Source organism: Streptomyces sp. NBC_00285, assembly GCF_036174265.1.
GTDB lineage: Bacteria > Actinomycetota > Actinomycetes > Streptomycetales > Streptomycetaceae > Streptomyces.
Map to the genome: position 1 here is coordinate 5,726,220 of NZ_CP108055.1, position 21,158 is coordinate 5,747,377.

17 protein-coding genes and 1 pseudogene are annotated in these 21,158 nt (G+C 70.2%); 10 read left to right on the top strand and 8 right to left on the bottom strand.

The annotated features are described in order from the left end of the window. Window positions 1-21: 21 nt before the first annotated feature. A complete protein-coding gene (locus tag OHT57_RS26315) occupies window positions 22-225 on the top strand; it encodes a helix-turn-helix transcriptional regulator (protein WP_328748969.1) in 204 nt (67 codons plus the stop codon). Window positions 226-315: 90 nt separating this feature from the next. On the opposite strand, the gene OHT57_RS26320 is transcribed toward OHT57_RS26315, so the two are convergent. Further along, complete coding sequence (locus tag OHT57_RS26320; protein ID WP_328748970.1) at window positions 316-1,602, bottom strand: FG-GAP repeat domain-containing protein; 1,287 nt, start codon at window positions 1,600-1,602, stop codon at window positions 316-318. 132 nt (window positions 1,603-1,734) lie between these two features. Next, entirely contained in the window at window positions 1,735-2,265 is a 531-nt protein-coding gene (locus OHT57_RS26325; protein WP_328748971.1) for a peptidoglycan-binding domain-containing protein, read from the bottom strand. Window positions 2,266-2,412: 147 nt separating this feature from the next. On the opposite strand from OHT57_RS26325, the gene OHT57_RS26330 reads away from it, so the two are divergent. Together OHT57_RS26330 and OHT57_RS26335 are read left to right on the top strand one after the other, a co-directional pair. After that, a complete protein-coding gene (locus OHT57_RS26330; protein ID WP_328748972.1) occupies window positions 2,413-3,405 on the top strand; it encodes an ArsR/SmtB family transcription factor in 993 nt (330 codons plus the stop codon). A 244-nt stretch (window positions 3,406-3,649) separates the two neighbouring features. After that, complete coding sequence (locus OHT57_RS26335) at window positions 3,650-3,832, top strand: hypothetical protein (RefSeq protein WP_328748973.1); 183 nt, start codon at window positions 3,650-3,652, stop codon at window positions 3,830-3,832. A gap of 133 nt (window positions 3,833-3,965) precedes the next feature. On the opposite strand, the gene OHT57_RS26340 is transcribed toward OHT57_RS26335, so the two are convergent. Further along, the gene (locus OHT57_RS26340) at window positions 3,966-5,351 is read right to left on the bottom strand and encodes an FG-GAP-like repeat-containing protein (protein WP_328748974.1); all 1,386 of its coding nucleotides are present in this window, start codon (window positions 5,349-5,351) and stop codon (window positions 3,966-3,968) included. 204 nt (window positions 5,352-5,555) lie between these two features. Between OHT57_RS26340 and OHT57_RS47500 the strand changes: the two are divergent. Continuing rightward, a pseudogene (locus OHT57_RS47500) lies at window positions 5,556-5,837 on the top strand (nucleotidyltransferase domain-containing protein); the annotation flags it as partial. 221 nt (window positions 5,838-6,058) lie between these two features. Here the strand turns inward: OHT57_RS47500 and OHT57_RS26345 are convergent. Beyond that, entirely contained in the window at window positions 6,059-8,350 is a 2,292-nt protein-coding gene (locus OHT57_RS26345) for a (Fe-S)-binding protein (RefSeq protein WP_328748975.1), read from the bottom strand. 192 nt (window positions 8,351-8,542) lie between these two features. Here OHT57_RS26345 and OHT57_RS26350 point away from each other — a divergent pair, with 192 nt between their 5' ends. The 5 genes from OHT57_RS26350 (at window position 8,543) to OHT57_RS26370 (ending at window position 13,849) form a co-directional block, all read left to right on the top strand. Then, window positions 8,543-9,586 carry an MraY family glycosyltransferase gene (locus tag OHT57_RS26350; protein ID WP_328748976.1) on the top strand — a complete coding sequence of 348 codons (1,044 nt, stop codon included), beginning with the start codon at window positions 8,543-8,545 and terminating at the stop codon, window positions 9,584-9,586. A gap of 94 nt (window positions 9,587-9,680) precedes the next feature. After that, the gene (gene dnaK, locus OHT57_RS26355; RefSeq protein WP_328748977.1) at window positions 9,681-11,522 is read left to right on the top strand and encodes a molecular chaperone DnaK; all 1,842 of its coding nucleotides are present in this window, start codon (window positions 9,681-9,683) and stop codon (window positions 11,520-11,522) included. Continuing rightward, window positions 11,519-12,163 carry a nucleotide exchange factor GrpE gene (gene grpE / locus OHT57_RS26360; protein ID WP_328748978.1) on the top strand — a complete coding sequence of 215 codons (645 nt, stop codon included), beginning with the start codon at window positions 11,519-11,521 and terminating at the stop codon, window positions 12,161-12,163. Before dnaK ends, grpE begins: the two co-directional genes overlap by 4 nt. 51 nt (window positions 12,164-12,214) lie before the next feature. Next, window positions 12,215-13,396 (top strand): molecular chaperone DnaJ, encoded by a 1,182-nt coding sequence (dnaJ, locus tag OHT57_RS26365; RefSeq protein WP_328748979.1) that lies wholly within the window; start codon window positions 12,215-12,217, stop codon window positions 13,394-13,396. Between the two features lie 6 nt (window positions 13,397-13,402). Beyond that, entirely contained in the window at window positions 13,403-13,849 is a 447-nt protein-coding gene (locus tag OHT57_RS26370; RefSeq protein ID WP_328748980.1) for a heat shock protein transcriptional repressor HspR, read from the top strand. Window positions 13,850-13,910: 61 nt separating this feature from the next. Here OHT57_RS26370 and OHT57_RS26375 read toward each other — a convergent pair whose 3' ends face one another. Next, window positions 13,911-16,352, bottom strand: a complete 2,442-nt coding sequence (locus OHT57_RS26375; protein WP_328748981.1) for a PA14 domain-containing protein — start codon at window positions 16,350-16,352, stop codon at window positions 13,911-13,913. A 240-nt stretch (window positions 16,353-16,592) separates the two neighbouring features. Between OHT57_RS26375 and OHT57_RS26380 the strand changes: the two genes are divergently transcribed. Then, window positions 16,593-17,696, top strand: a complete 1,104-nt coding sequence (locus OHT57_RS26380) for a sugar ABC transporter substrate-binding protein (protein ID WP_328753332.1) — start codon at window positions 16,593-16,595, stop codon at window positions 17,694-17,696. Between the two features lie 46 nt (window positions 17,697-17,742). On the opposite strand, the gene OHT57_RS26385 is transcribed toward OHT57_RS26380, so the two are convergent. Genes OHT57_RS26385 through OHT57_RS26395 form a run of 3 tightly spaced genes read right to left on the bottom strand, consistent with a single transcriptional unit; the run spans window position 17,743 to window position 21,061 of the window. After that, window positions 17,743-18,585, bottom strand: a complete 843-nt coding sequence (locus OHT57_RS26385) for a transglutaminase family protein (protein ID WP_328748982.1) — start codon at window positions 18,583-18,585, stop codon at window positions 17,743-17,745. A gap of 2 nt (window positions 18,586-18,587) precedes the next feature. Then, window positions 18,588-19,520, bottom strand: a complete 933-nt coding sequence (locus OHT57_RS26390; protein WP_328748983.1) for an alpha-E domain-containing protein — start codon at window positions 19,518-19,520, stop codon at window positions 18,588-18,590. Then, entirely contained in the window at window positions 19,517-21,061 is a 1,545-nt protein-coding gene (locus tag OHT57_RS26395) for a circularly permuted type 2 ATP-grasp protein (protein ID WP_328748984.1), read from the bottom strand. The genes OHT57_RS26390 and OHT57_RS26395 overlap by 4 nt, the downstream gene beginning before the upstream one ends. Window positions 21,062-21,158 lie beyond the last annotated feature (97 nt).

The following is a 21,158-nucleotide window of genomic DNA, read 5'->3' on the forward strand; positions in this document are numbered from 1 at the left end:
AGCATGCATATCATAGTCACTATGAACATCGATGGCTTCCTCAGCACCGAACAGGCCGCCGAGCGACTGGGCGTGAAAACCGAGTCGGTCTACACCTTCGCCCGCCGCCTCGACGGCTTCCCCCAGCCCACCCGCATCGGCCGCACTCTCCTCTGGCCCGCCGACCAGCTCGACGCATGGCGGGCCCAACACCCCCCGCGCAAGACAAAACGCGATGAAAGTTGAGAGACGCAGATGAATCCCGCAGCGGTTGGCAACCCCTAAGGGACCCCGGAGGGACCCCCGAGAGGAGCCGAGAGGCCTGACGGGGAGCGCTCATGTGGTCAGAAACACCGAGGTCGAGAAGGTGACCGACGGCTCCGCCGCGACCAGGCCTTTCCTCGCGCCCGGGTAGACCGCGACGGTGTCCTTCGTCTCGCCGCGGTACGTCCGGATCGCCAGGTCGGCGCGGCCGTCGCCGTCGAAGTCGGCGACCGTGAGGACGCGGGTGGTGCCGGTGGCGGTGGGTTCGACGGTCACCATGGCCTTCGGGGAGGGGCCTGCCGTGCGGCCCCGGAAGATCCGCAGGCGCGATCCGCTGGAGACCAGTTCGGACAGGCCGTCGCCGTCGAAGTCGGCGGCGTCGAGGACCGAGCCCGCCGCGTCCAGGGTTCCGCGTACGGCGGTGGGAAGGTCGTAGCGCAGAGACGTTCCGCCCATGGCGCCGACCGCCGCGTCCAGGGCGCGGCCCTTGCCGAAGGCTCCCAGCGCCACATCGATTCCGGACGGCAGGACGGTTCCGGTGCGGGTCGGGCCCGCCGGGCCGCCCAGGACCACTGCGGAGGGGCCGGTGCCCTGGGCCGTACGGACGACGAGGTCGTCGTAGCCGTCGCGGTCGACGTCGGCGGCCGGGCCCGTGGGGACCTCGCCCGGTGACCGGAGCGGGGCGCCGGCCGCCTTCGGGGCGCCCTTCTTCGTGAACGGGCCGCGCAGGTAGGTGAGTTTGCCGCCGGTCGCGTGCAGGACCAGGTCCTTCGCGCCGTCTCCGTCGAAGTCGCCGCAGACCGGCTGGTCGGGCCAGTCGTTGCCGGCGCGGGCGACGGACGGGACGGTGAGGTGAACTGCCTTGCCCGTCAGGCCTGTCGGGGAACCGAAGAGGATCTGGAGCGGGACCGGCGGTCGGCCCTGGCCGTCGAAGGGCGGGTCGGTGGAGACGACGAGGTCCGTGAAGCCGTCGCCGTCCAGGTCGCAGGTGGCCTCCGCGTCGAAGACCGCGGGGAGTTGGCCCTCGGTCGCCGCGCCCTGTCCCTTCGCGGTGACCAACTGCCGGGCGCCCGGGACGAGTCCGCGTGCGCCGCCGTAGACGATGCCGATGCCGGGGTCGTCGGCGTGGGCCTGGGCCTTGACCAGGTCGCCGAGGAGGAGGTCGCGGTGGCCGTCGCCGTTGAAGTCGTCCGGGACCTTGCTGCCCTTGCCGCGGGGGACGGGCAGATGGGCCGGGGCATCGGCGATCCGGAGCGGGCCGCGGTCCGGGGAACCGGCTTGTTGCGTGGGGCCGCAGGCGGCCAGGAGAAGGGTGCCGCAAAGGGCCGCCGTACCCACAACACCTCTGTGCGCGCGCACCGTTCACCTCGTCGGCATCATTGACAACAACCGGTCAATCATGCACATGTTCGAGGCGGGGCGACAGTCCTGGGCGGTGCCGGCCGTGCGCGAGAGGAGTGGTCCTGTGCACGCACGGCCGCCGGTCGATCTCTAGCTGCAGGTGCGGTAGTTGTAGCCCGCGATGCGGCCGCTGCCGTCGCCGTCGGTGAAGTGGTAGTAGCCGTCGCTGTCGCGGCTGAGATCCAGGGAATAGCTGGTGCCGATGTAGTGGGCCACGGTGCTGCCGTCCGGTAGCCAACTGGAGTTGCGCAGCCAGTTGCCGGCCGCGGTCCAGGTCTGCTTTCCGGCCGAACCGTCGCTGGGCACCTGGAACTTGGTCTGCCACCTCGCGGTCGCGGCCGCGGTGTTGCTCCCGAAGTCACCGTCGATGCCGGATGCGGCGAGCTCGCCGTCGGCCCACAGGATCTTCTGCCACAGGCAGGTCGCGTTGGACTGCTTGTTGTGGCTGGTGTCCACGATGCCCTCGTTGTCCCAGTCGTCGGCGAAGACGCCGCCGCCGTAGACGTAGGCCAGCCCGCTGTACGACCCGCTCGCCGACGCCGGTGTGGCGCTCAGCGCGAGGACGCCGGCCGTCAGGGCGCCGATCGTGCAGGCGGCCAGCCTGGATCTCTTCGAAGTCACGGCAGTTCCTCCTGGTTCGGGTGACGGCGGACCGTCGGATTCGGGCCACTGTGACCAGTTGGCCTGGCGGAACCTTGGCAGGGACTCGTCAGCGGCGACACACTCTTGCGGCACAGCGCAAATGTGGAGATCCGCGGGGGGAATCACGTGCTCCGTATTCACTTCACCGAAGTCGATCTCGCCCGGGTCCGCGTCGCCAGGGAGCCGGATCCGATGTGGGAAGTGCTCTCGACCCTCCACCGGCTCCAGTCGCGCGGCGGCCGTGGGCAGTTCGCCGCCTGGTACCGCACGACGCGTGCCGGCCTGCACGCGGCGGGACTGGCCAGGCCCGTGCGGGAGGTGCTGTTCGCCCTGTACCCCCTCGGGCCCTACCTGCCCGACTTCCTGACACCGGCGGAGTCCGAGGACGGACTGGACGCGGGCCTCGACGGCATCCTGCGCCTCCCCCGCCGGGAGATCCTCACCGAGCTGCAGCTGCTCCACCGGTTCCACGCCCCGCCCGCCTGGGCCCCGCGGCTGGTGCAGCAGGAGGAGCGCGGGGAACTCACCGAGCTGATCAGCCGCTTCCACGCGGTCGCCGTGGCCCCCTTCGGCGAGCGCATGGACAGCGGGATCGTCGCGCACCGGGGTCTGCTCGCGCGCGTACTGCTGGCCGACGGGGTGGAGGGGCTGCTGTCGAACCTCGGACCGCGGGTGCGCTGGCGCAGGCCCGTCCTGGAGGTGGACTACCGGACGGACCGTGACCTCCACCTCCGGGGCCGTGGGCTCCGGCTCGTGCCGACGTACTTCTCGTGGGGGACGCCGGTCGCCCTGGCCAACCCCGATCTCCCGCCCACCCTTTCCTATCCGCTGAGCCGTCCGACGGTGCCCGAGGACGCGCTCCCCGATGACGCGGTGCCCCTGCGCGCGCTGCTCGGCGGCACGCGGGCGCGGGTCCTGCGGTGCGTCGCGGACGGCCTGACCACGGGGGAGCTCGCGCAGGCCGCGGGGGTCTCCCTCTCCGCCGCCAGCCGGCACGCCACGGTGCTGCGGGACGCCGGCCTGACAACCAGCCAGCAGATCGGCCCGACGGTCCTGCACACCCTGACCCCGCTCGGGGCGGCGGTGCTGCGGCGGGCTGCGGGGGTGGGGGTGGCGTAGGGCTCCGGGTACCGGTGCACTCCCGGGCTTGTGTGTGGAGGCGGGGGTGGCGTTCGGGGCGTAGGGAAGTGCTTCACCGGGCGGCCGCGCACGCTGACGCCGCTCGGGGTGCGGGTGGGCCCCCGGGGTTGGGGTGCCGTTCCGGTGGTAGGGAAGTGCTTCACCGGTTCCGGCCGCGCGCTGAGCCGGTGGTGGCGTAGGGCTCCGGATACGGCCGCACCCCCGGCCCGTGTGGGGGTCGGGGGTGCGGTTCGGGTTCGGGGCGTGGGGAAGCTACTTCACCGGTTCCGGCTCCGGTTCGTTCTCCGACTCCGCCGCGTCCGCGGGGTCGACCGGCGTCCTGACCGAGTCCAGCAGGGTCGTCGCGCCCGCGTCCCCGGTCGTGGCGAGGTCCTCGGAGACGACGCCGATAGCCGGCTCGCCGTAGCCGTAGCCGTTGAAGTCCGCCTGCGCCTGTGGATGCGGCGGCGGTGGCCGTGGTGAGGGCGTGCGCGCGGGGTCTCCCGCGGCATGCGGGGATGCCCGGCGGGCATCCCCGGCCGGTGGCGTACGACCGCCGCTCAGCCCGCCAGGATCGAGCCCAGCCGCGGGTCGTCCGCCGTCGGGATACCGAACGCGCTCGGGCCGTAGGTCTTCACGCCGGACGTGATGAGGCCCGAGGCGGATCCCTTCAGAAGGGTGACGAGGCCGTCCGCGTCGTTCTCGCCGTTCGCCCCGGCCAGCAGGTCCGCCTTGCCGTCCTTGGTGAGGTCGGCGAGCAGGACGCCCTCCCCGAAGAAGTCGTTCGTCTCGGCGGCACCGGGGACCCCCGCGCTGTCCTGCGTGAGCGTCACGGCGTCCGTTGCGAGACCGGAGGCGGTGCCGTAGTACAGGTGCACCGCGCCGGCCACGGCCGCCTCCGCGGAGTAGTCAGGGTCGCCGAGCACGAGGTCCTTGCGGCCGTCGCCGTTGATGTCACCGACGGACGGGATGCCGGGCCAGGGGAGCTGCAGCGAGGAGGAGACGGCGCCCGTTGAGGTGAGGTACGACACGATCGCCGCTCCGTTGCCCTCCAGCGAGCCGCCGGTCTCGGTCTGCGTCCACCCGGTGACGACGTCGCCGTAGCCGTCCTTGTCGAGGTCGGCGAGGGCGGTCTGGGTGCCGTACGGCAGCTTCGTCTTCTTCGACGGGACCGAACTCGTGCCGAGGTAGAGGTAGTTGTGGTCGAGGTGGTTCTCGGAGCCGGTCGTGACGCTGCCGCCGATGACCAGGTCCGCCTTGGCGTCGGTGTTCACCTTGCCGGAGGTGAGGCGGGTGACGCCCTTGCTGCCGGTCCAGGAGGTCGTGTAGGTGAGCTTCGCGCCGGTCGCACCTGCCTTGGTGAAGCCGCCCTTGACGATGTACTGCGTGGTGCCGGTGGAGCCGACGGCGAGGTCGGGCCTGCCGTCGCCGGTGAAGTCGCCGACGGCCAGGGCCTGTCCCCAGCGGTCGTGCTTGCCGGGGGCCGGGTCCTGGACGGTGGTCGCGCCCTTCAGACCGCTGGAGGAGCCCCAGACGATCACGACGGTACCGCCCTCCACGTCGTTGCCGACCGTCTCGTTCGGGACGCCGACCACCAGGTCGCTGTACCCGTCCTTGTTGAGGTCGCCGACCGCCACCGCCTCGCCGAAGGTGTCGTAGTCCTCGGCGGCGCCGGGCACACCGGCGGTGTTCTGGCTGACGGACGCGGCCCGGCCGACGCCGGCCGCCGAGCCGTAGACGATGCCGACGGCGCCCGCCCACCAGGTGCCGCCGACGGCGGCCTGGGGCGCGGTGGCGACGGCGTCCTTGTAGCCGTCGCCGTTGAAGTCGGCCGTGTACTGGCCGCTCGCGGCCGTCGCCGGCGTGGCTGCCACGAACGTGAGCAGACCACCTGACAGAGCGACCGTGACGGCCGTCGCGAGAGTCGGCCTGAGGTACTGGCGCATGCGGTGTTCTCCTGCGGCACGCGGGGACGCCCGCGTCTCACGGGCCTCCCCAGTCGATGGGAGCGGACCACCGGTCGTACGGGGAAGCACACACGGCGGTCGGCGATCATGAGACCCGCGCCGACAGGTAATGGTTGTACGTGAGTTCGGTAAGGTTTTCATCAGTCGCCGACTGAAGGCGGCACCTCGTACCTGCGGCGGATGATGTCGGCCGACGACGTGGTGCACGGCCTCGGCTTGCTGCGGAGGGCGGAGGGCGAGGTCTGGAGCGGTGGCGGCCGGGGGATCGACGCCCTGATCGGCGAGCGGGCCCGGGACCACCAGGGGGCGGGTTCGTCGAGAGCCTGGACCGGCGGCCGGTCCGGTTCGTGGTCACCGCCCGGACGGGAGGCCGACCCGCACCCCCTGGTCTTCGCCGACGGCGGCTCGGCGCTCCAGGCCTCGCCCGATTCGGAGCGCCCGTGCGTCCACCCCGTCTCGTGGCTGGTGACGGGGACCAGCCACGGCGGGCCCGTGCCGGGTCTCCGCGCCGAGCAGCAGGTCGACTCCCTCAGGGATACGAGCCGTCGGAACGCGACCGGCACGAGCTGGCCCGGCTGCGCCGAATCTTCGGGACCGCCACGTATTTCCGAACGCAGAGGTGCCCCCGGCCCTTCCCAGACCGGGGGCACCTCGACACACCTGCGGAAAACCGCCTGCTTCGCCGCCTACTTCACCGGCTGCGGCTCCGCCTCGTTCTCCGTCTCCGCCTCGCCCGCCGGGGGCTCGTCCTCGGCCGGGGTCTTCACGGACTGCAACAGGAGCTGGGCGACGTCGACGACCTGGATGGACTCCTTGGCCTTGCCGTCGTTCTTCTTGCCATTCACGGAGTCCGTGAGCATCACCAGGCAGAACGGGCAGGCAGTCGACACGATGTCCGGGTTCACCGAGAGAGCTTCGTCGACACGCTCGTTGTTGATGCGCTTGCCGATCCGCTCCTCCATCCACATCCGCGCGCCACCGGCGCCACAGCAGAAGCCGCGCTCCTTGTGGCGGTGCATCTCCTCGTTACGCAGCCCCGGGACGCTGGCGATGATGTCGCGCGGGGGCGTGTAGATCTTGTTGTGGCGGCCCAGGTAGCAGGGGTCGTGGTAGGTGATGATGCCCTCGACCGGCGTGACCGGGACCAGCTTGCCCTCGTCGACGAGGTGCTGGAGCAGCTGGGTGTGGTGGATGACCTCGTAGTCGCCGCCGAGCTGCGGGTACTCGTTGCCGATCGTGTTGAGGCAGTGCGGGCAGGTCGCGACGATCTTCTTGGCCGACTTCGGCTTCGCGGACTCGGCCACGACCTTGCCGTCGTCGTCCAGTTCCTCGCCGAACGCCATGTTCAGTGCCATGACGTTCTCCATGCCGAGCTCCTGGAACAGGGGCTCGTTGCCGAGGCGGCGGGCGGAGTCGCCGGTGCACTTCTCGTCGCCGCCCATGATCGCGAACTTGACGCCCGCGATGTGGAGGAGTTCGGCGAAGGCCTTGGTGGTCTTCTTCGCGCGGTCTTCCAACGCGCCCGCGCAGCCGACCCAGTACAGGTACTCGACCTCGGTGAGGTCCTCGATGTCCTGGCCGACGACCGGCACCTCGAAGTCGAGCTCCTTGAGCCACTCGAGGCGCTGCTTCTTCGCCAGGCCCCAAGGGTTGCCCTTCTTCTCCAGGTTCTTGAGCATCGTGCCCGCCTCGGACGGGAACGCGCTCTCGATCATCACCTGGTAGCGGCGCATGTCGACGATGTGGTCGACGTGCTCGATGTCCACCGGGCACTGCTCCACGCAGGCGCCGCAGGTGGTGCAGGACCACAGGACGTCCGGGTCGATGACGCCGTTCTCTTCGAGCGTGCCGATCAGCGGGCGCTCGGCCTCGGCGAGAGCGGCGGCCGGAACATCCTTGAGGGCCTCCTCGGACGCCTTCTCCTCGCCCTCCATCGACTTGCCGCCACCCGCGAGCAGGTACGGCGCCTTGGCGTGGGCGTGGTCGCGCAGCGACATGATCAGGAGCTTGGGGGAGAGCGGCTTGCCGGTGTTCCAGGCGGGGCACTGCGACTGGCAGCGGCCGCACTCGGTGCAGGTGGAGAAGTCGAGCAGGCCCTTCCAGGAGAACTGCTCGACCTGGGAGACGCCGAAGACGTCGTCGTCACCGGGGTCGGTGAAGTCGATCGGCTTGCCGCCGCTCGTCATCGGGAGCAGGGCGCCGAGCGAGGTCGCGCCGTCCGCGTTGCGCTTGAACCAGATGTTCGGGAAGGCCAGGAAGCGGTGCCAGGCGACGCCCATGTCGGTCTTCAGGGCGACCGTGATCATCCAGATGAACGAGGTCGCGATCTTCAGGCCGGCGAAGAAGTAGGTGAGGTTCTGGAGCGTGGAGACGTCGAGGTGCTCCAGCGCCGAGATCACCGGGTACGAGATGAAGAACGAGGCCTCGTAGGAGTCCACATGGTGCTGGGCGCCCTCAAGGGCGTGCAGCATGAAGATGCAGACGCCGACGATGAGGATGACGGCCTCGACGAAGTACGCCTGGCCGAAGTTGGAGCCGGCGAAGCGGGACTTGCGGCCCGGCTTGCGCGGGTGGCTCAGCTGGCGGATCGCGATCAGCACCAGGATGCCGAGCACCGTCATCGTGCCGATGAACTCGACGAAGACGTTGTACGGCGCCCACTCGCCGATGACCGGCAGCAGCCAGTCGGCCTGGAACAGCTGCCCGACGGCGTTGACGATCGTCAGCAGCAACGAGAAGAAGCCCACCGCCACGAACCAGTGCGCGACACCTACGACGCCCCAGCGGTTCATCCTCGTGTGGCCGAGGAACTCCCTGGCCACGGTGACGGTGCGCCGGCCGGGCTCGTCGGTGCGGGTGCCCGCGGGCACGTCCTGGCCGAGCCGCATGAAGGTGTAGATCTGGAGGAGGGCGCGGGCGAACAGGGCCACGCCGACCACGATCAGAACCAGCGACACGATGATCGCGGCGAGTTGCATTTGGGGGCTCCTCGGGCCTGCGAGGGTACTTCGAGCGAGATTACTAAGCGGTAACTTACGTCTGTCCGAGAGTACCCCTATCCTCCGCCGCACTGTAACCGGACGCGGGGTGATCTGAATCGCTGAGGGTTACCTTAAAACCCGATCGTGTTATTCGTGCTGAATTGGTACATACGGCGCTAATTTGGCTTTGTGCTCTATGGGATTCTCGCTGCCACCTCCGCCCTGCTCCTCGCCGCCGTACTCGCCGGGCTGCTGCGGCTGCCCGCCCTGCGCCTCGGGATCGTCTGCCGGCGTCGGCGGCGGCCCGTGCCGCTGTCGGGCGGGGTGGCGGTGGTGACGGCCACCTGTCTTGTGGCGGTCGTCGGGGACTGGAGAGGCGTCACACCACTCGAACCCGACGTCGGCGCGCTGCTCGTCGCGGGGGGCGCGGTGGCCCTCCTCGGGCTCGTCGCCGACGTGCGGCGGGTGAAGGCGCGGTTTCTCGTCGGCGGTACGGCCATGGCGGCGGCCTGTGTGGTGCCGTACGAGGAGACTGGCGTGCTCGCCGGACTCCTCGCCGTCGGCTGGATCGTCTTCGTCGCCCTCGGGTTCAAGGCGCTGGACCATGCCGACGGGCTCGCCGGGACCGTCGGGGTCGTCACCGCCTTCGGGGTGGGGGCCTGTGCGGCGGCCGAGGTGATGGACGGGCTCGCCGTGCTGCTGAGCGTGCTGGCCGCCGCGCTGACCGGGTTCCTGATGCACAACTGGCATCCCGCGCGGGCGGGACTCGGCGCGTGCGGGGCGCTGTTCACCGGGTTCGTGCTCGCGTCGGCGGCCGTGACGACCCGCGCGGGACAGGAACTCGGCTCCGGCGCGGGGGAGTTGTTCGCGCTGACGGCGGTCGTGGCGGCGGACGTCCTGCTCGTGGTCCTGACCCGGCGGCCGCTGCTGCGCGGTGGTCCCGACCATCTCGCGCACCGGCTGCGCCGCCTCGGGCTCACCCCGCAGGGGGCGACCGTCGTGCTCGGTGCGGCGGCGTTCTCCGGGGTACTCGTCGGGGTCCTCGCGCATCTGGGGTGGATCGCGGGGAGCGCAGTGTGGTGGGTGGACGCGGGAATGCTGGTCTTCGTGCTCGGATTGCTCCGCGTCAAGCCGCACATCCCCCGGCCCGGCCTCCCTGCCGACGCTCGGTTCGACTCCCGGCGCGTTGCGAACACCCAGGTCAGAGCCAGCTTGCGTGTAAGGAACGGATAAGAGTTGAGTCTCGGTGACTCAGGTCTGTTGACCGAGCCGCGGACGTCGTGCACACTTGAGCCTGTTCCACTCAAGTCAGCTGGAGGAAATCACCATGGCACGTGCGGTCGGCATCGACCTGGGCACAACTAACTCCGTCGTCAGCGTTCTGGAGGGCGGCGAGCCCACCGTCATCACCAACGCCGAGGGTGCCAGGACCACGCCGTCCGTCGTCGCCTTCGCCAAGAACGGTGAAGTGCTCGTCGGCGAGGTGGCCAAGCGCCAGGCGGTCACGAACGTGGACCGGACCATCAGGTCCGTGAAGCGTCACATGGGCACGGACTGGAAGACGGAGCTGGACGGCAAGCCGTTCAACCCGCAGCAGATGTCCGCGTTCATCCTGCAGAAGCTGAAGCGGGACGCCGAGTCCTACCTGGGCGAGAAGGTGACCGACGCGGTCATCACCGTCCCGGCGTACTTCAACGACTCCGAGCGCCAGGCGACGAAGGAGGCCGGCGAGATCGCCGGCCTGAACGTCCTGCGCATCGTCAACGAGCCCACCGCGGCCGCGCTCGCGTACGGCCTCGACAAGGACGACCAGACGATCCTCGTCTTCGACCTCGGTGGCGGCACCTTCGACGTGTCGCTCCTGGAGATCGGCGACGGCGTCGTCGAGGTGAAGGCCACCAACGGTGACAACCACCTCGGTGGTGACGACTGGGACCAGCGCGTCGTCGACTACCTGGTGCAGCAGTTCAAGTCCGGTCACGGCGTGGACCTCGCCAAGGACAAGATGGCCCTCCAGCGCCTCCGTGAGGCCGCCGAGAAGGCCAAGATCGAGCTGTCGAGCTCCACCGAGACCTCGATCAACCTGCCCTACATCACGGCCTCCGCCGAGGGCCCGCTGCACCTGGACGAGAAGCTCACCCGCGCCCAGTTCCAGCAGCTGACCGCGGACCTCCTGGAGCGCTGCAAGACCCCGTTCTTCAACGTCATGAAGGACGCCGGCGTCTCCATCAACGAGATCGACCACGTCGTCCTCGTCGGTGGCTCCACCCGTATGCCCGCCGTCGCCGAGCTCGTGCGCGAGCTCACCGGCGGCAAGGACGCCAACAAGGGCGTCAACCCGGACGAGGTCGTCGCCATCGGCGCCGCCCTGCAGGCCGGTGTGCTCAAGGGTGAGGTCAAGGACGTCCTGCTCCTCGACGTGACCCCGCTGTCCCTCGGTATCGAGACCAAGGGCGGCATCATGACCAAGCTCATCGAGCGCAACACCACGATCCCGACCAAGCGGTCCGAGATCTTCACGACGGCCGAGGACAACCAGCCGTCCGTGCAGATCCAGGTCTACCAGGGCGAGCGCGAGATCGCGGCGTACAACAAGAAGCTCGGGATGTTCGAGCTGACCGGTCTGCCGCCGGCCCCGCGCGGTGTCCCGCAGATCGAGGTCGCCTTCGACATCGACGCCAACGGCATCATGCACGTGACCGCGAAGGACCTGGGCACGGGCAAGGAGCAGAAGATGACCGTCACCGGCGGCTCCTCGCTGCCGAAGGACGAGGTCGACCGGATGCGCCAGGAGGCCGAGCAGTACGCGGACGAGGACCACCGCCGCCGCGAGGCCGCCGAGGCCCGCAACCAGGGCGAGCAGCTCGTCTACCAGACGGAGAAGTTCCTCAAGGACAACGAGGACAAGGTCCCCGGCGAGATCAAGACCGAGGTCGAGTCCGCCGTCGAGGAGCTGAAGGCCGCGCTCAAGGGCGAGGACGCCGCCGAGATCCGCACCGCCACCGAGAAGGTCGCCGCGGTCTCCCAGAAGGTCGGCCAGGCCATGTACGCCGACGCCCAGTCCGCCCAGGCCGCCGGTGACGAGGCCGGGGCCGAGGCGCCCAAGGCGGACGACGACGTCGTGGACGCCGAGATCGTGGACGACGAGCGCAAGGACGGTGCCGCGTGACGGAGGAGACCCCGGGCTTCGACGAGAAGCCCGACGTCCCCTCCGGCGCCACCGACGACGCCGAACCGAAGGCCGCCCCGCAGGAAGGGGCGGCCCCGGCCGGGGACGCAAGTGCCCAGATCGCAGGTCTGACGGCCCAGCTGGACCAGGTGCGCAAGGCGCTCGAAGAGCGCACCGCGGACCTCCAGCGGCTCCAGGCCGAGTTCCAGAACTACCGCCGCCGGGTCGAGCGGGACCGGGTCGCGGTCAAGGAGGTCGCCATCGCGAACCTCCTGACCGAGCTCATGCCCACGCTCGACGACATCGGCCGCGCGCGCGAACACGGTGAACTTCTCGGCGGGTTCAAGTCCGTCGCGGAGTCGCTGGAGACCGTCGCGGCGAAGATGGGCCTGCAGCAGTTCGGCAAGGAGGGCGAGCCCTTCGACCCGACGATCCACGAAGCCCTGATGCACAGCTACGCGCCGGACGTCACCGAGACGACGTGCGTGGCGATCCTCCAGCCCGGGTATCGCATCGGCGAACGCACCATCCGCCCCGCGCGGGTGGCCGTCGCCGAACCGCAGCCGGGTGCGCAGACGGGCAAGGCCGAGGACGGTTCCGAGGCCGGCGACGACAAGGACAACGGCCCTGAGGAGGGCTGACGTCGTAGAAAGTGATCCGAACACCAAAACCGGAAAGGGGGCGCGTCGGGGATGAGCACCAAGGACTTCATCGAGAAGGACTACTACAAGGTCCTCGGCGTCCCCAAGGACGCCACCGAGGCCGAGATCAAGAAGGCGTACCGGAAGCTCGCCCGCGAGTTCCACCCGGACGCCAACAAGGGCAACGCCAAGGCCGAGGAGCGCTTCAAGGAGATCTCCGAGGCGAACGACGTCCTCGGTGACCCCAAGAAGCGCAAGGAGTACGACGAGGCCCGCGCCCTCTTCGGCAACGGCGGCTTCCGTCCGGCGCAGGGCGGCGCGGGCGGCTCCTTCAACTTCGACCTGGGCGACCTCTTCGGAGGCGGCGCCCAGGGCGGGAGCCAGGGCGCCGGCGGCTTCGGCGGCGGAATCGGAGACGTCTTCGGGGGCCTGTTCAACCGCGGCAGCTCCGGCACCACGCGGGTGCAGCCCCGGCGCGGCCAGGACATCGACACCGAGGTCACCCTCAGCTTCACCGAGGCGATCGAGGGCGCGACGGTCCCGCTCAGGATGTCCTCGCAGTCTCCCTGCAAGGCCTGCTCGGGCACCGGCGACGCCAACGGCAACCCGCGCGTTTGCCCGACGTGCGTCGGCACCGGACAGGTGGCCCGCGGCTCGGGCGGCGGCTTCTCGCTGACCGACCCGTGCCCGGACTGCAAGGGCCGCGGTCTGATGGCGGAGAACCCCTGCGAGATCTGCAAGGGCTCCGGGCGCGCCAAGTCCTCGCGGACCATGCAGGTCCGCATCCCGGCGGGCGTCTCCGACAACCAGCGGATCCGGCTGCGCGGCAAGGGCGCCCCGGGCGAGCGCGGCGGACCCGCGGGCGACCTGTACGTCACGGTGCACGTCGACGCCCACCCCGTCTTCGGCCGCAAGGACGACAACCTCACGGTGACCGTCCCGGTGACCTTCACGGAGGCGGCGCTCGGCGGCGAGGTCAGGGTCCCGACGCTCGGCGGACCGGCGGTGACGCTGAAGCTGCCGCCGGGCACCCCCAACGGCCGCACCATGCGGGCGCGGGGCAAGGGCGCGGTCCGCAAGGACGGCACCCGGGGCGATCTGCTGGTCACCGTCGAGGTGAGTGTCCCGACCGAGCTGTCGGGGAAGGCTCGTGACGCGCTGGAGGCGTATCGCGAGGCGACCGCGGGTGAGGATCCGCGGGCGGAGCTGTTCCAGGCCGCGAAGGGAGCTTGATTCGAGATGGACGGCCGTCGACGCAATCCGTACGAACTGACGCAGGAGACCCCGGTCTACGTCATCTCGGTGGCGGCCCAGCTCTCTGGCCTGCACCCGCAGACCCTGCGTCAGTACGACCGTCTCGGCCTGGTCTCTCCCGACCGCACCGCCGGGCGGGGCCGCCGCTACTCGGCCCGCGACATCGAACTGCTCCGCCAGGTGCAGGCGTTGTCGCAGGACGAGGGCATCAACCTCGCCGGCATCAAGCGCATCATCGAGCTGGAGAACCAGGTCGTGGCACTCCAGTCGAGGGTGGCCGAACTGCAGGCCGCCGTCGAGGGCGCGGCCGCGGCCATCCAGCAGCGTGAGGCGGCGGTGCACGCGTCGTACCGCCGCGACCTGGTGCCGTACCAGGAGGTCCAGCACACCAGCGCGCTGGTGGTGTGGCGACCGAAGAAGGCGAAGGACTAGGCGCAGCAGAGGAGAAGGGGCCCGGAGGATTCTCCGGGCCCCTTCTTCCGTCCGTGCGGGCTCAGATCCAGGAGTCCCAGACGCCGTACGCGATCGGCGTGGTCGCGGCCTCGGCGCCGGCGGCGTCCAGACGGACGACGCGGTAGTAGTACAGGCCCAGCGCGTCCTCGTGGACCGTCCTGTCCATGAAGAACACGGCGTCGTACATCGTGCCCTCGGTGAGGGTGACATAGGCGGCCGAAGCCGGGTCCCAGCGCTCCACACGGTAGCTCGCGAACCGGCCGCAGTCGCCGAGGCCGGAGCTCTCCGAGCAGCCGACGTACAGCTCCGGGTACTGGTCCTCACGGATCTCGGTCCCCGTCCAGCCCGGCGGCCGGGTGTCGGGCAGGGTGACGGAGAGCTCGGCGGGGTGGAAGGCCTCGGGGCCGTCGTACGAGTGGATCAAGGGGGAGCCGTCCGTGGCGGCCACCTTGTAGGTGTGCGTGGCGCCGTCGGGGACCGTCGGGCAGAGGATCTCGGTGTCGGCCAGGGAGTCGCCCGTCCAGCAGTTCTGGTCCCAGACCGTCTCGCCGGTCTCCGGGTCCGTGACGCCCTGCCACACCTTGTAGCCCGTGACGTCGTCGTCGGCGGGCGGTGTCCAGGTCAGGCGCACACCGAGCGGGATCTGCTCGGCGGCCAGGTTCTCCACCGGGGCGGGGCGCTCGGTGTCCGGCGTGGTCGCGGTGGCGGCGGGGCCGGGCTGCGACTCATGGCCGTACGGGTCGATCGTCACGACCGTGTAGTCGTACGTCGTCTCGGAGGCACCGGAGACGTCCCAGCAGACGCCGTTGATCTGCCGGGCACCGGCGTAGTCGGGGGCGTCGCCGGTGTTCCAGGTCCAGTACGTCTCCGGGTCCGTCAGCGGCAGGTCCTGCGAGCTGTTGGGCTTGCAGGCGGCCACCACGCTGCTCTCGCCGGTCGCCTTGTCGGTGCGGATGATCCGGTAGGTGAGCAGGGGCTTGTCCTCGCCGAAGGTCCACGGATCGGCGCTGCTCCACTCGATCATCACCCCCTCGTCGAACCTGCTCGCGGTGGTGCTGAACGGCGCGATCGCCTCGGGCCGGTCGGCCATCGTCAGCGTGACCTCCACCGGGGCGGCCGCGTTGCCCTTGGCGTCCACCGAGCGCACCGCGTACCGGTAGCCGTCGGCGACCGCGAGCAGCTGGCGCGGCACGGTGTCGGTCCCCGTGGTGGTGGCCGGGGTGTTGCCACCCGCGGCGCGGGGCAGCGCGTCGAGCCAGCCGCCGGTCGCCCGGTCGTACTGGAGGACCTGGTACGAGGCCGCCCCGTCGACGGCCGACCACACCACGTGCGGAACGCCCGACCGGTACTCGACGCGCGCGTCGGCGGCGGTGGCGGGCGGTGTCAGGTCGGACGTGGAGAAGGTGGTGGCCGCCGAGTACGCGGACCAGTTCCCGACGGCGTCCCGGGCCCGGCCGCGATAGGTGACCTTGCTGCCGTCGGCGGCGTAACCGGTGTCGCAGATCGCCCCCTTGGTCCCGGTGTACACGGTGGCCCAGGTGCGGCTGACGGGGTCGAGCCGCTGCATCTCGTAGAGGGCGATGTCGGCGGCGTTCTCCGAGGTCGTGACGAGCTCCGGGGCCGCGTAGGGCTGGTCCACCGGACACGCGTCCATCTCCAGGAACGGCGCCGCGGGCGGAGTCGTGTCCGCGGTGGTGACGGGCTGGTCGGCGGTGCCGCCCGAGGTGTTGCCGGCCTTGTCGCGGGCGCGGACCTCGTAGTAGTATGTGGCGCCGGTCGGCGGCGGGGTGTCGGTGTACGAGGTCGAGGTGGTCGTCGTGAGCGGAGTGGCCGGGAAGGAGGTGCCCTTGAGCCGCCGGTAGACCTTGTACCCGGCGAGGTCCATCTCCTTGTTCTTCGCCCAGGTCAGTTTCGCCTTGCCGGTGGGCTGGTCGTACGTCACCGAAGTGCCGGTCGGGACGAGGGGCTTGACCTTGTCGACGTCGGCGGTGGTGCGGGGCGTGTACGTGACCTTGGCCTTGGCGGCGCCGGTCCAGTTGGCGTAGTCGATGCGCAGGGTGTGCTTGCCGGAGGGGATCGTCACGTTGGCGGTCTTCTTGACCGTCGCCGAGACGTTCTTCCACAGGTCGATCTTGCGGACGCCGTCGACGTAGACGCGGATGCCGTCCAGGCCGGTGGCGCTGAGCGCGAAGGGGCCGCCGGAGCCGAAGTCGCGGGTCACGGTCCAGCGGACGCCGAAGTTGTCCTTCGGGAGGCCGGAGGCGGGGGCGCCGCTCCAGCTCTCGTCGACCGCGTTGTCGCAGTCGGTCTTCTTCGGGGTGCCGGAGAAGGACGTGTTCGCGAAGAACTGACGCTTGAACACCGGGGAGGCGCACGACACCGCCGCAGAGGCGGGGGCCGTCGTCACGGCGAGCAGGCTGCCGGCGGTGGCGAGCACGACGGCGGCGGCTGTCGCCGGGGCCGTGCGTCTGGCTGACTTCATTCGGTCCTCTGGTCGTACGGGGAGCAGCAGTTGTGGGGCTGCCGTGATCACGACTCGCGAGGTGTGAAGTTGGTTGTACTAGTGTTCGTGCCAATTCTTCACACCATCGGCGGAGAGTGGCGTTGCGCACTCGTTAAGTGATTCCGCTTGACGTCGGTGGGCGCCGCCGCGTTGGCTTTTCAGTCACATGGGCCGCAACGCCGCGCCCACGTCCTTAAAGCACCAGAAGTGAGCAGCCCCATGCGTCGTATCGCCATAGCCGTGGCAGCGTCCACGATGACCTTCTCGCTGGCCGCCTGCGGGGCGCTCGGCGCCGCGAGCGGGAGCGAGGCGAGCCCGACCAAGGGCAACGACGTCACCGTGGGTGTGCTGATGCCGGAGAAGACGAACACCCGTTACGAGGAGTTCGACTACCCGATCATCCAGAAGAAGGTCGCCCAGCTCACGAACAAGCAGGGCAAGACCATCTACGCCAACGGCGAGGCCAGCGCCAAGAAGCAGGCCACGCAGATGCAGCAGATGATCGACGAGAAGGTCGACGTGATCCTGCTGGACGCGGTGGACTCGCACGCCATCGCGGGCATGGTGAAGAAGGCCAAGGACGCGGGCATCCCGGTCATCGCCTACGACCGGCTCGCCGAGGGTCCGATCGACGCGTACGTCTCCTTCGACAACGAACTCGTCGGTGAGGTGCAGGGCCGCTCCCTCGTCGAGGCGATCGGCTCGAACATCGACACCTCCGACAAGATCGTCATGATCAACGGCTCGCCGTCCGACCCGAACGCCGGACAGTTCAAGGCGGGTGCGATGTCCGAGCTCAACGGCAAGGTGACGATCGCCGAGTCGTACGACGTGGACGGCTGGAAGCCGGAGATCGCCCAGAAGGACATGTCCCGGGCGATCAGCGCGCTCGGCAAGGGCAACATCAAGGCCGTCTACTCCGCCAACGACGCCATGGCCGGCGCCGCCATCCAGGCGATGGAGGCCGCGGGCATGACCAGCCTCCCGCCGATCACCGGCCAGGACGCGGAGCTGCCCGCGGTGCAGCGGATCCTCTCGGGCGAGCAGTACATGAGCGTCTACAAGCCGTACCCGGGCGAGGCCGAGGCCGCCGCCGAGATGGCCGTGATGAAGATCCAGGGCAAGTCGATCCAGTTCGACGCGCTCGCCACGGACAGCGTCGACAGCCCCACGAACAAGGACATCCCGGCGCAGCTCGTCCAGGTCGTCGCCCTGACGAAGGACAACATCAAGAGCACGGTCGTCAAGGACGGCATCTACACGATCAAGGACATCTGCACCGCGGAGTACAAGAGCGCCTGCGCGGCGGCGGGCCTGAAGTAGCCCCGCCGGGGCGGAGGGGGACCCCGGAGCCCCTCCGCAGTCCCGGTCAGGCCACCCGCGTGAACTCCACCGTCACCTCCGGCGGTCCTCCCGGCACGCCCCGGTAGATGCCCTTGTGCGGCGTCACGTCGTCGTAGTCGCGCCCCCGTGCCACCACCACGTGGGACTCGTCGGCCCGGACCCGGTTGGTGGGGTCGTAGGCGCACCAGTCGCCCGCCCAGTACTCGATCCAGGCGTGGCTCTCCCCGGCGACGGGCCGGTGGAGTTCGGCGTCGCGTTCCGGGTGGAGGTAGCCGGAGACATAGCGGGCCGGGAGGCCGGCGCCGCGCAGCAGGGCGATGGTGAGATGGGTGATGTCCTGGCAGACGCCGGCGCCCTGCTCCCAGGCCTCCGCGGGCGAGGTGTTCACGCTGGTCGCGCCGGGCAGGTACGTCACCCGGTCGGCGACCAGCTCCGACACCGCGACCGCCGTCTCGTGCGGGTCGAGGCCGGCCGCAGCCTTCCGGGCCTTCTTGACCAGCTTCGGCGGGACCGTCGTACGGCCCGTCGGGCCGGCGAACTCCAACAGGCGGGTCCGCGCGATGCGTTCGGCCACCTCGTCCCAGGTGGGCGGGGCCGGCAGCGGTTCCGGACGGGACGTCTCGACCAGGCTGGAGGCGGTGATGGTGAGATGGCCGTGCGGGTCCGTCAGGTCGAAGGCGGTGACCTGGGTGCCCCAGTAGTCCCAGTACGACCAGGTGGGCGTCGCCGGGCTGACGGTGACCCGGGCGTCCAGGGTGGTCTGGGCGGGCAGCGTCAGCGGGGTCATGCGGACCTCGTTGTGGGACGAGGCCGCGGGCTGGGCGTACGAGACGTTCGTGACGTGATTGATCCGGAGGCGGCTGGTCATGCTCACGCTCCTTCCTGGGCCCACTCGACGGGCCCCTGGTACGGGAAGAACCGCTCCGCGACCGCCTCCGCGGAGGCCATGCAGGCGGTCTGCAGGTCACCCAGCAGAAGGGGGAGTTGATCCTCCAGGGCGTGCAGGTCGAGGTATTCGAGACGGGTGCGCATCCGGCCGATCGGGCGGCGCGCGGGGTCCTGGCGGGGGCGGCCGAGCGCGGTCAGGCACTCCTCGGCCGTGGTCAGCGCGTGCAGCGCGGAGCGCGGGAAGTCCCGGTCCAGGAGCAGGAACTCGGCCACGCGCGGGGTGTCGCCGAAACCGCTGTACACGCGTGCGTACGCCTCGTCGGCGCCCGAAGCGCTCAGCAGGGTCGGCCAGTCGGGCGCGTGGTCCGCGTCCAGGACCCGGACCGACAGCAGCCGCACGGTCATGTCCACCCGTTCCAGGCTCCGGCCGAGCACCACGAAACGCCAGCTGTCGTCGCGGCTCATGGTGGAGTCGGTGAGCCCGAAGAAGAGCGCCGAGCGGCGCCGTACGAGCTCCAGATAGGCGTAGGGGCCCGTACGGCGGGCCGCGAGGCGCTGGTCGGCGAGGGCGTGCCAGGTGGAGTTCAGGCACTCCCACATCTCCGAGGAGACCGCCTCACGGGCACTGCGCGCGTTGAGCCGGGCCGCGCCGAGCGCGCCCTCGATGGAGCAGGTCGAGCGGGCGTCGAAGGCGAGCTGGTCGAGGACCTGCTGCATGTCCACGCGGGTGCCGCCCGCGTCGACGCCGAGGATCGCGTACAGCGACCGGCAGGCCACGTCCTGGTCGCGCCAGGGGTCCTCCAGCATCCGGTGGAGGTAGGCGTCGAGGATCCGGCCCGTGGCGTCCGCCCGCTCGACGTACCGGCCGGTCCAGATGAGTGCCTCGGCTATCCGGGAGAGGATCACGTCGTTCACTGCTGCTGCGCCCCTTCCTGCGCGACGGTGGGGGTGCCGTCTGGACCGTGCTGACGTGGGGCGATGTCGAAGCGGGCGGTCCCGTTCGCGGGCGTGGGCGGCTCGGCGGGGCCCTCGGCGAGCACCCAGGTGTCCTTGGAGCCGCCGCCCTGGCTGGAGTTGACGATCAGGTTGCCCTCCTGGAGGGCGACCCGGGTCAGGCCGCCGGGCAGCACCCAGATGTCGTTGCCGTCGTTGACGGCGAAGGGGCGCAGGTCGATGTGGCGGGGTGCCATGTGGTCACCCGCGAGGGTGGGGGAGGTGGACAGGGCGACCGGGCGCTGGGCGATGAAGCCGCGGGGGTCGGCCCTGACCGCTTTCCGGGTGCGTTCCAGGGTCTCGCGGTCGGCCTTGGGCCCGATGACGATGCCCTGGCCGCCGGATCCGTCGACGGGTTTCACGACGAGCTGGTCGATCTGGTCCAGGACGGCCTCCAACTGCCCCGGCTCGTCGGGCCGGAAGGACTCCACGTTGGGAAGAATCGGTTCCTCGGAGAGGTAGTAGCGGATCAGGTCCGGGACGTAGGTGTAGAGCAGCTTGTCGTCCGCGATGCCGTTGCCGACCGCGTTGGCGAGGGTGACGTGGCCCGCCGTGGCCGCGCTCATGATGCCCGGGCAGCCGATCACCGAGTCGGGCCGGAAGTGCAGCGGATCGAGGAAGTCGTCGTCCAGGCGCCGGTATACGACATGGACGGGCACCTCGCCGCGCGTGGTCCGCATCCACACCCGGTTGGTGCGGCACACCAGGTCGTGCCCCTCGACCAGCTGTACGCCCATCAGCCGGGCCAGCAGCGCGTGTTCGAAGTAGGCGGCGTTGCTGGGCCCGGGGGTGAGGACGACGACCCGGGGATCCTTCACTCCGTCGGGGGCGGCGGCGCGCAGGGCCGCGAGCAGCTTCTGCGCGTATCCGTCGACGGGGACCACATGCTGTTCGGCGAACAGGGACGGGAAGACGCGGGTCATCGCGCGCCGGTTCTCGATGACGTACGACACGCCGCTGGGAACACGGACGTTGTCCTCCAGGACCCGGAAGTCGCCCTGTTCGTCGCGTACGAGGTCGATGCCGGCGACATGGATGCGCACGGAGTTGACCGGTTCGATCCCGTGGGCGGCCCGGTGGAAGTGCGGGGAGCTCAGGAGCAGCCGCCAGGGCACCACGCCGTCCTCGAAGGCCCGGGCGTGACCGTAGGCGTCGGCGAGGTAGGCCTCCAGGGCCCTGACCCGCTGAGCGACTCCCCGTTGGATGAGATCCCATTCGAGAGCGTCGAGGATCCTCGGCACCAGGTCCAGCGGCCAGGGCCGCTCCTCGCCCGCGAAGGCGTAGGTCACACCCCTGTCGGTGAACGCCCGTGCCATCTGGTCGGCCCGGAACCTGAGTTCACTCGGTTCGATCGGCTGGAGTGCGGCCAGCACCGGCTCGTAGGCGGTCCTGACCTCACCCGGCCGCTCGAACATCTCGTCCCACGCGTCGGCCAACGCGTATGCGTCAAATATGTCCGCCATGACCTGACGTTAAGTGCGGCACGTAACGGGGTGATCACTGCGTGGTTTCCGGGAGTTGACACGCGGAGCGGGTTGTTCCGCACGGGGCCGGCCCCGG

Excerpts from the sequence above, each read along its gene's own strand:
- OHT57_RS26315 (WP_328748969.1), top strand. The coding sequence starts at position 22 with ATGAACATCGATGGCTTCCTCAGCACCGAACAGGCCGCCGAGCGACTG.
- OHT57_RS26340 (WP_328748974.1), bottom strand. The coding sequence starts at position 5,351 with ATGCGCCAGTACCTCAGGCCGACTCTCGCGACGGCCGTCACGGTCGCT.
- OHT57_RS26345 (WP_328748975.1), bottom strand. The coding sequence starts at position 8,350 with ATGCAACTCGCCGCGATCATCGTGTCGCTGGTTCTGATCGTGGTCGGC.
- dnaK (WP_328748977.1), top strand. The coding sequence starts at position 9,681 with ATGGCACGTGCGGTCGGCATCGACCTGGGCACAACTAACTCCGTCGTC.
- dnaJ (WP_328748979.1), top strand. The coding sequence starts at position 12,215 with ATGAGCACCAAGGACTTCATCGAGAAGGACTACTACAAGGTCCTCGGC.
- OHT57_RS26370 (WP_328748980.1), top strand. The coding sequence starts at position 13,403 with ATGGACGGCCGTCGACGCAATCCGTACGAACTGACGCAGGAGACCCCG.
- OHT57_RS26375 (WP_328748981.1), bottom strand. The coding sequence starts at position 16,352 with ATGAAGTCAGCCAGACGCACGGCCCCGGCGACAGCCGCCGCCGTCGTG.
- OHT57_RS26380 (WP_328753332.1), top strand. The coding sequence starts at position 16,593 with ATGCGTCGTATCGCCATAGCCGTGGCAGCGTCCACGATGACCTTCTCG.
- OHT57_RS26385 (WP_328748982.1), bottom strand. The coding sequence starts at position 18,585 with ATGACCAGCCGCCTCCGGATCAATCACGTCACGAACGTCTCGTACGCC.
- OHT57_RS26395 (WP_328748984.1), bottom strand. The coding sequence starts at position 21,061 with ATGGCGGACATATTTGACGCATACGCGTTGGCCGACGCGTGGGACGAG.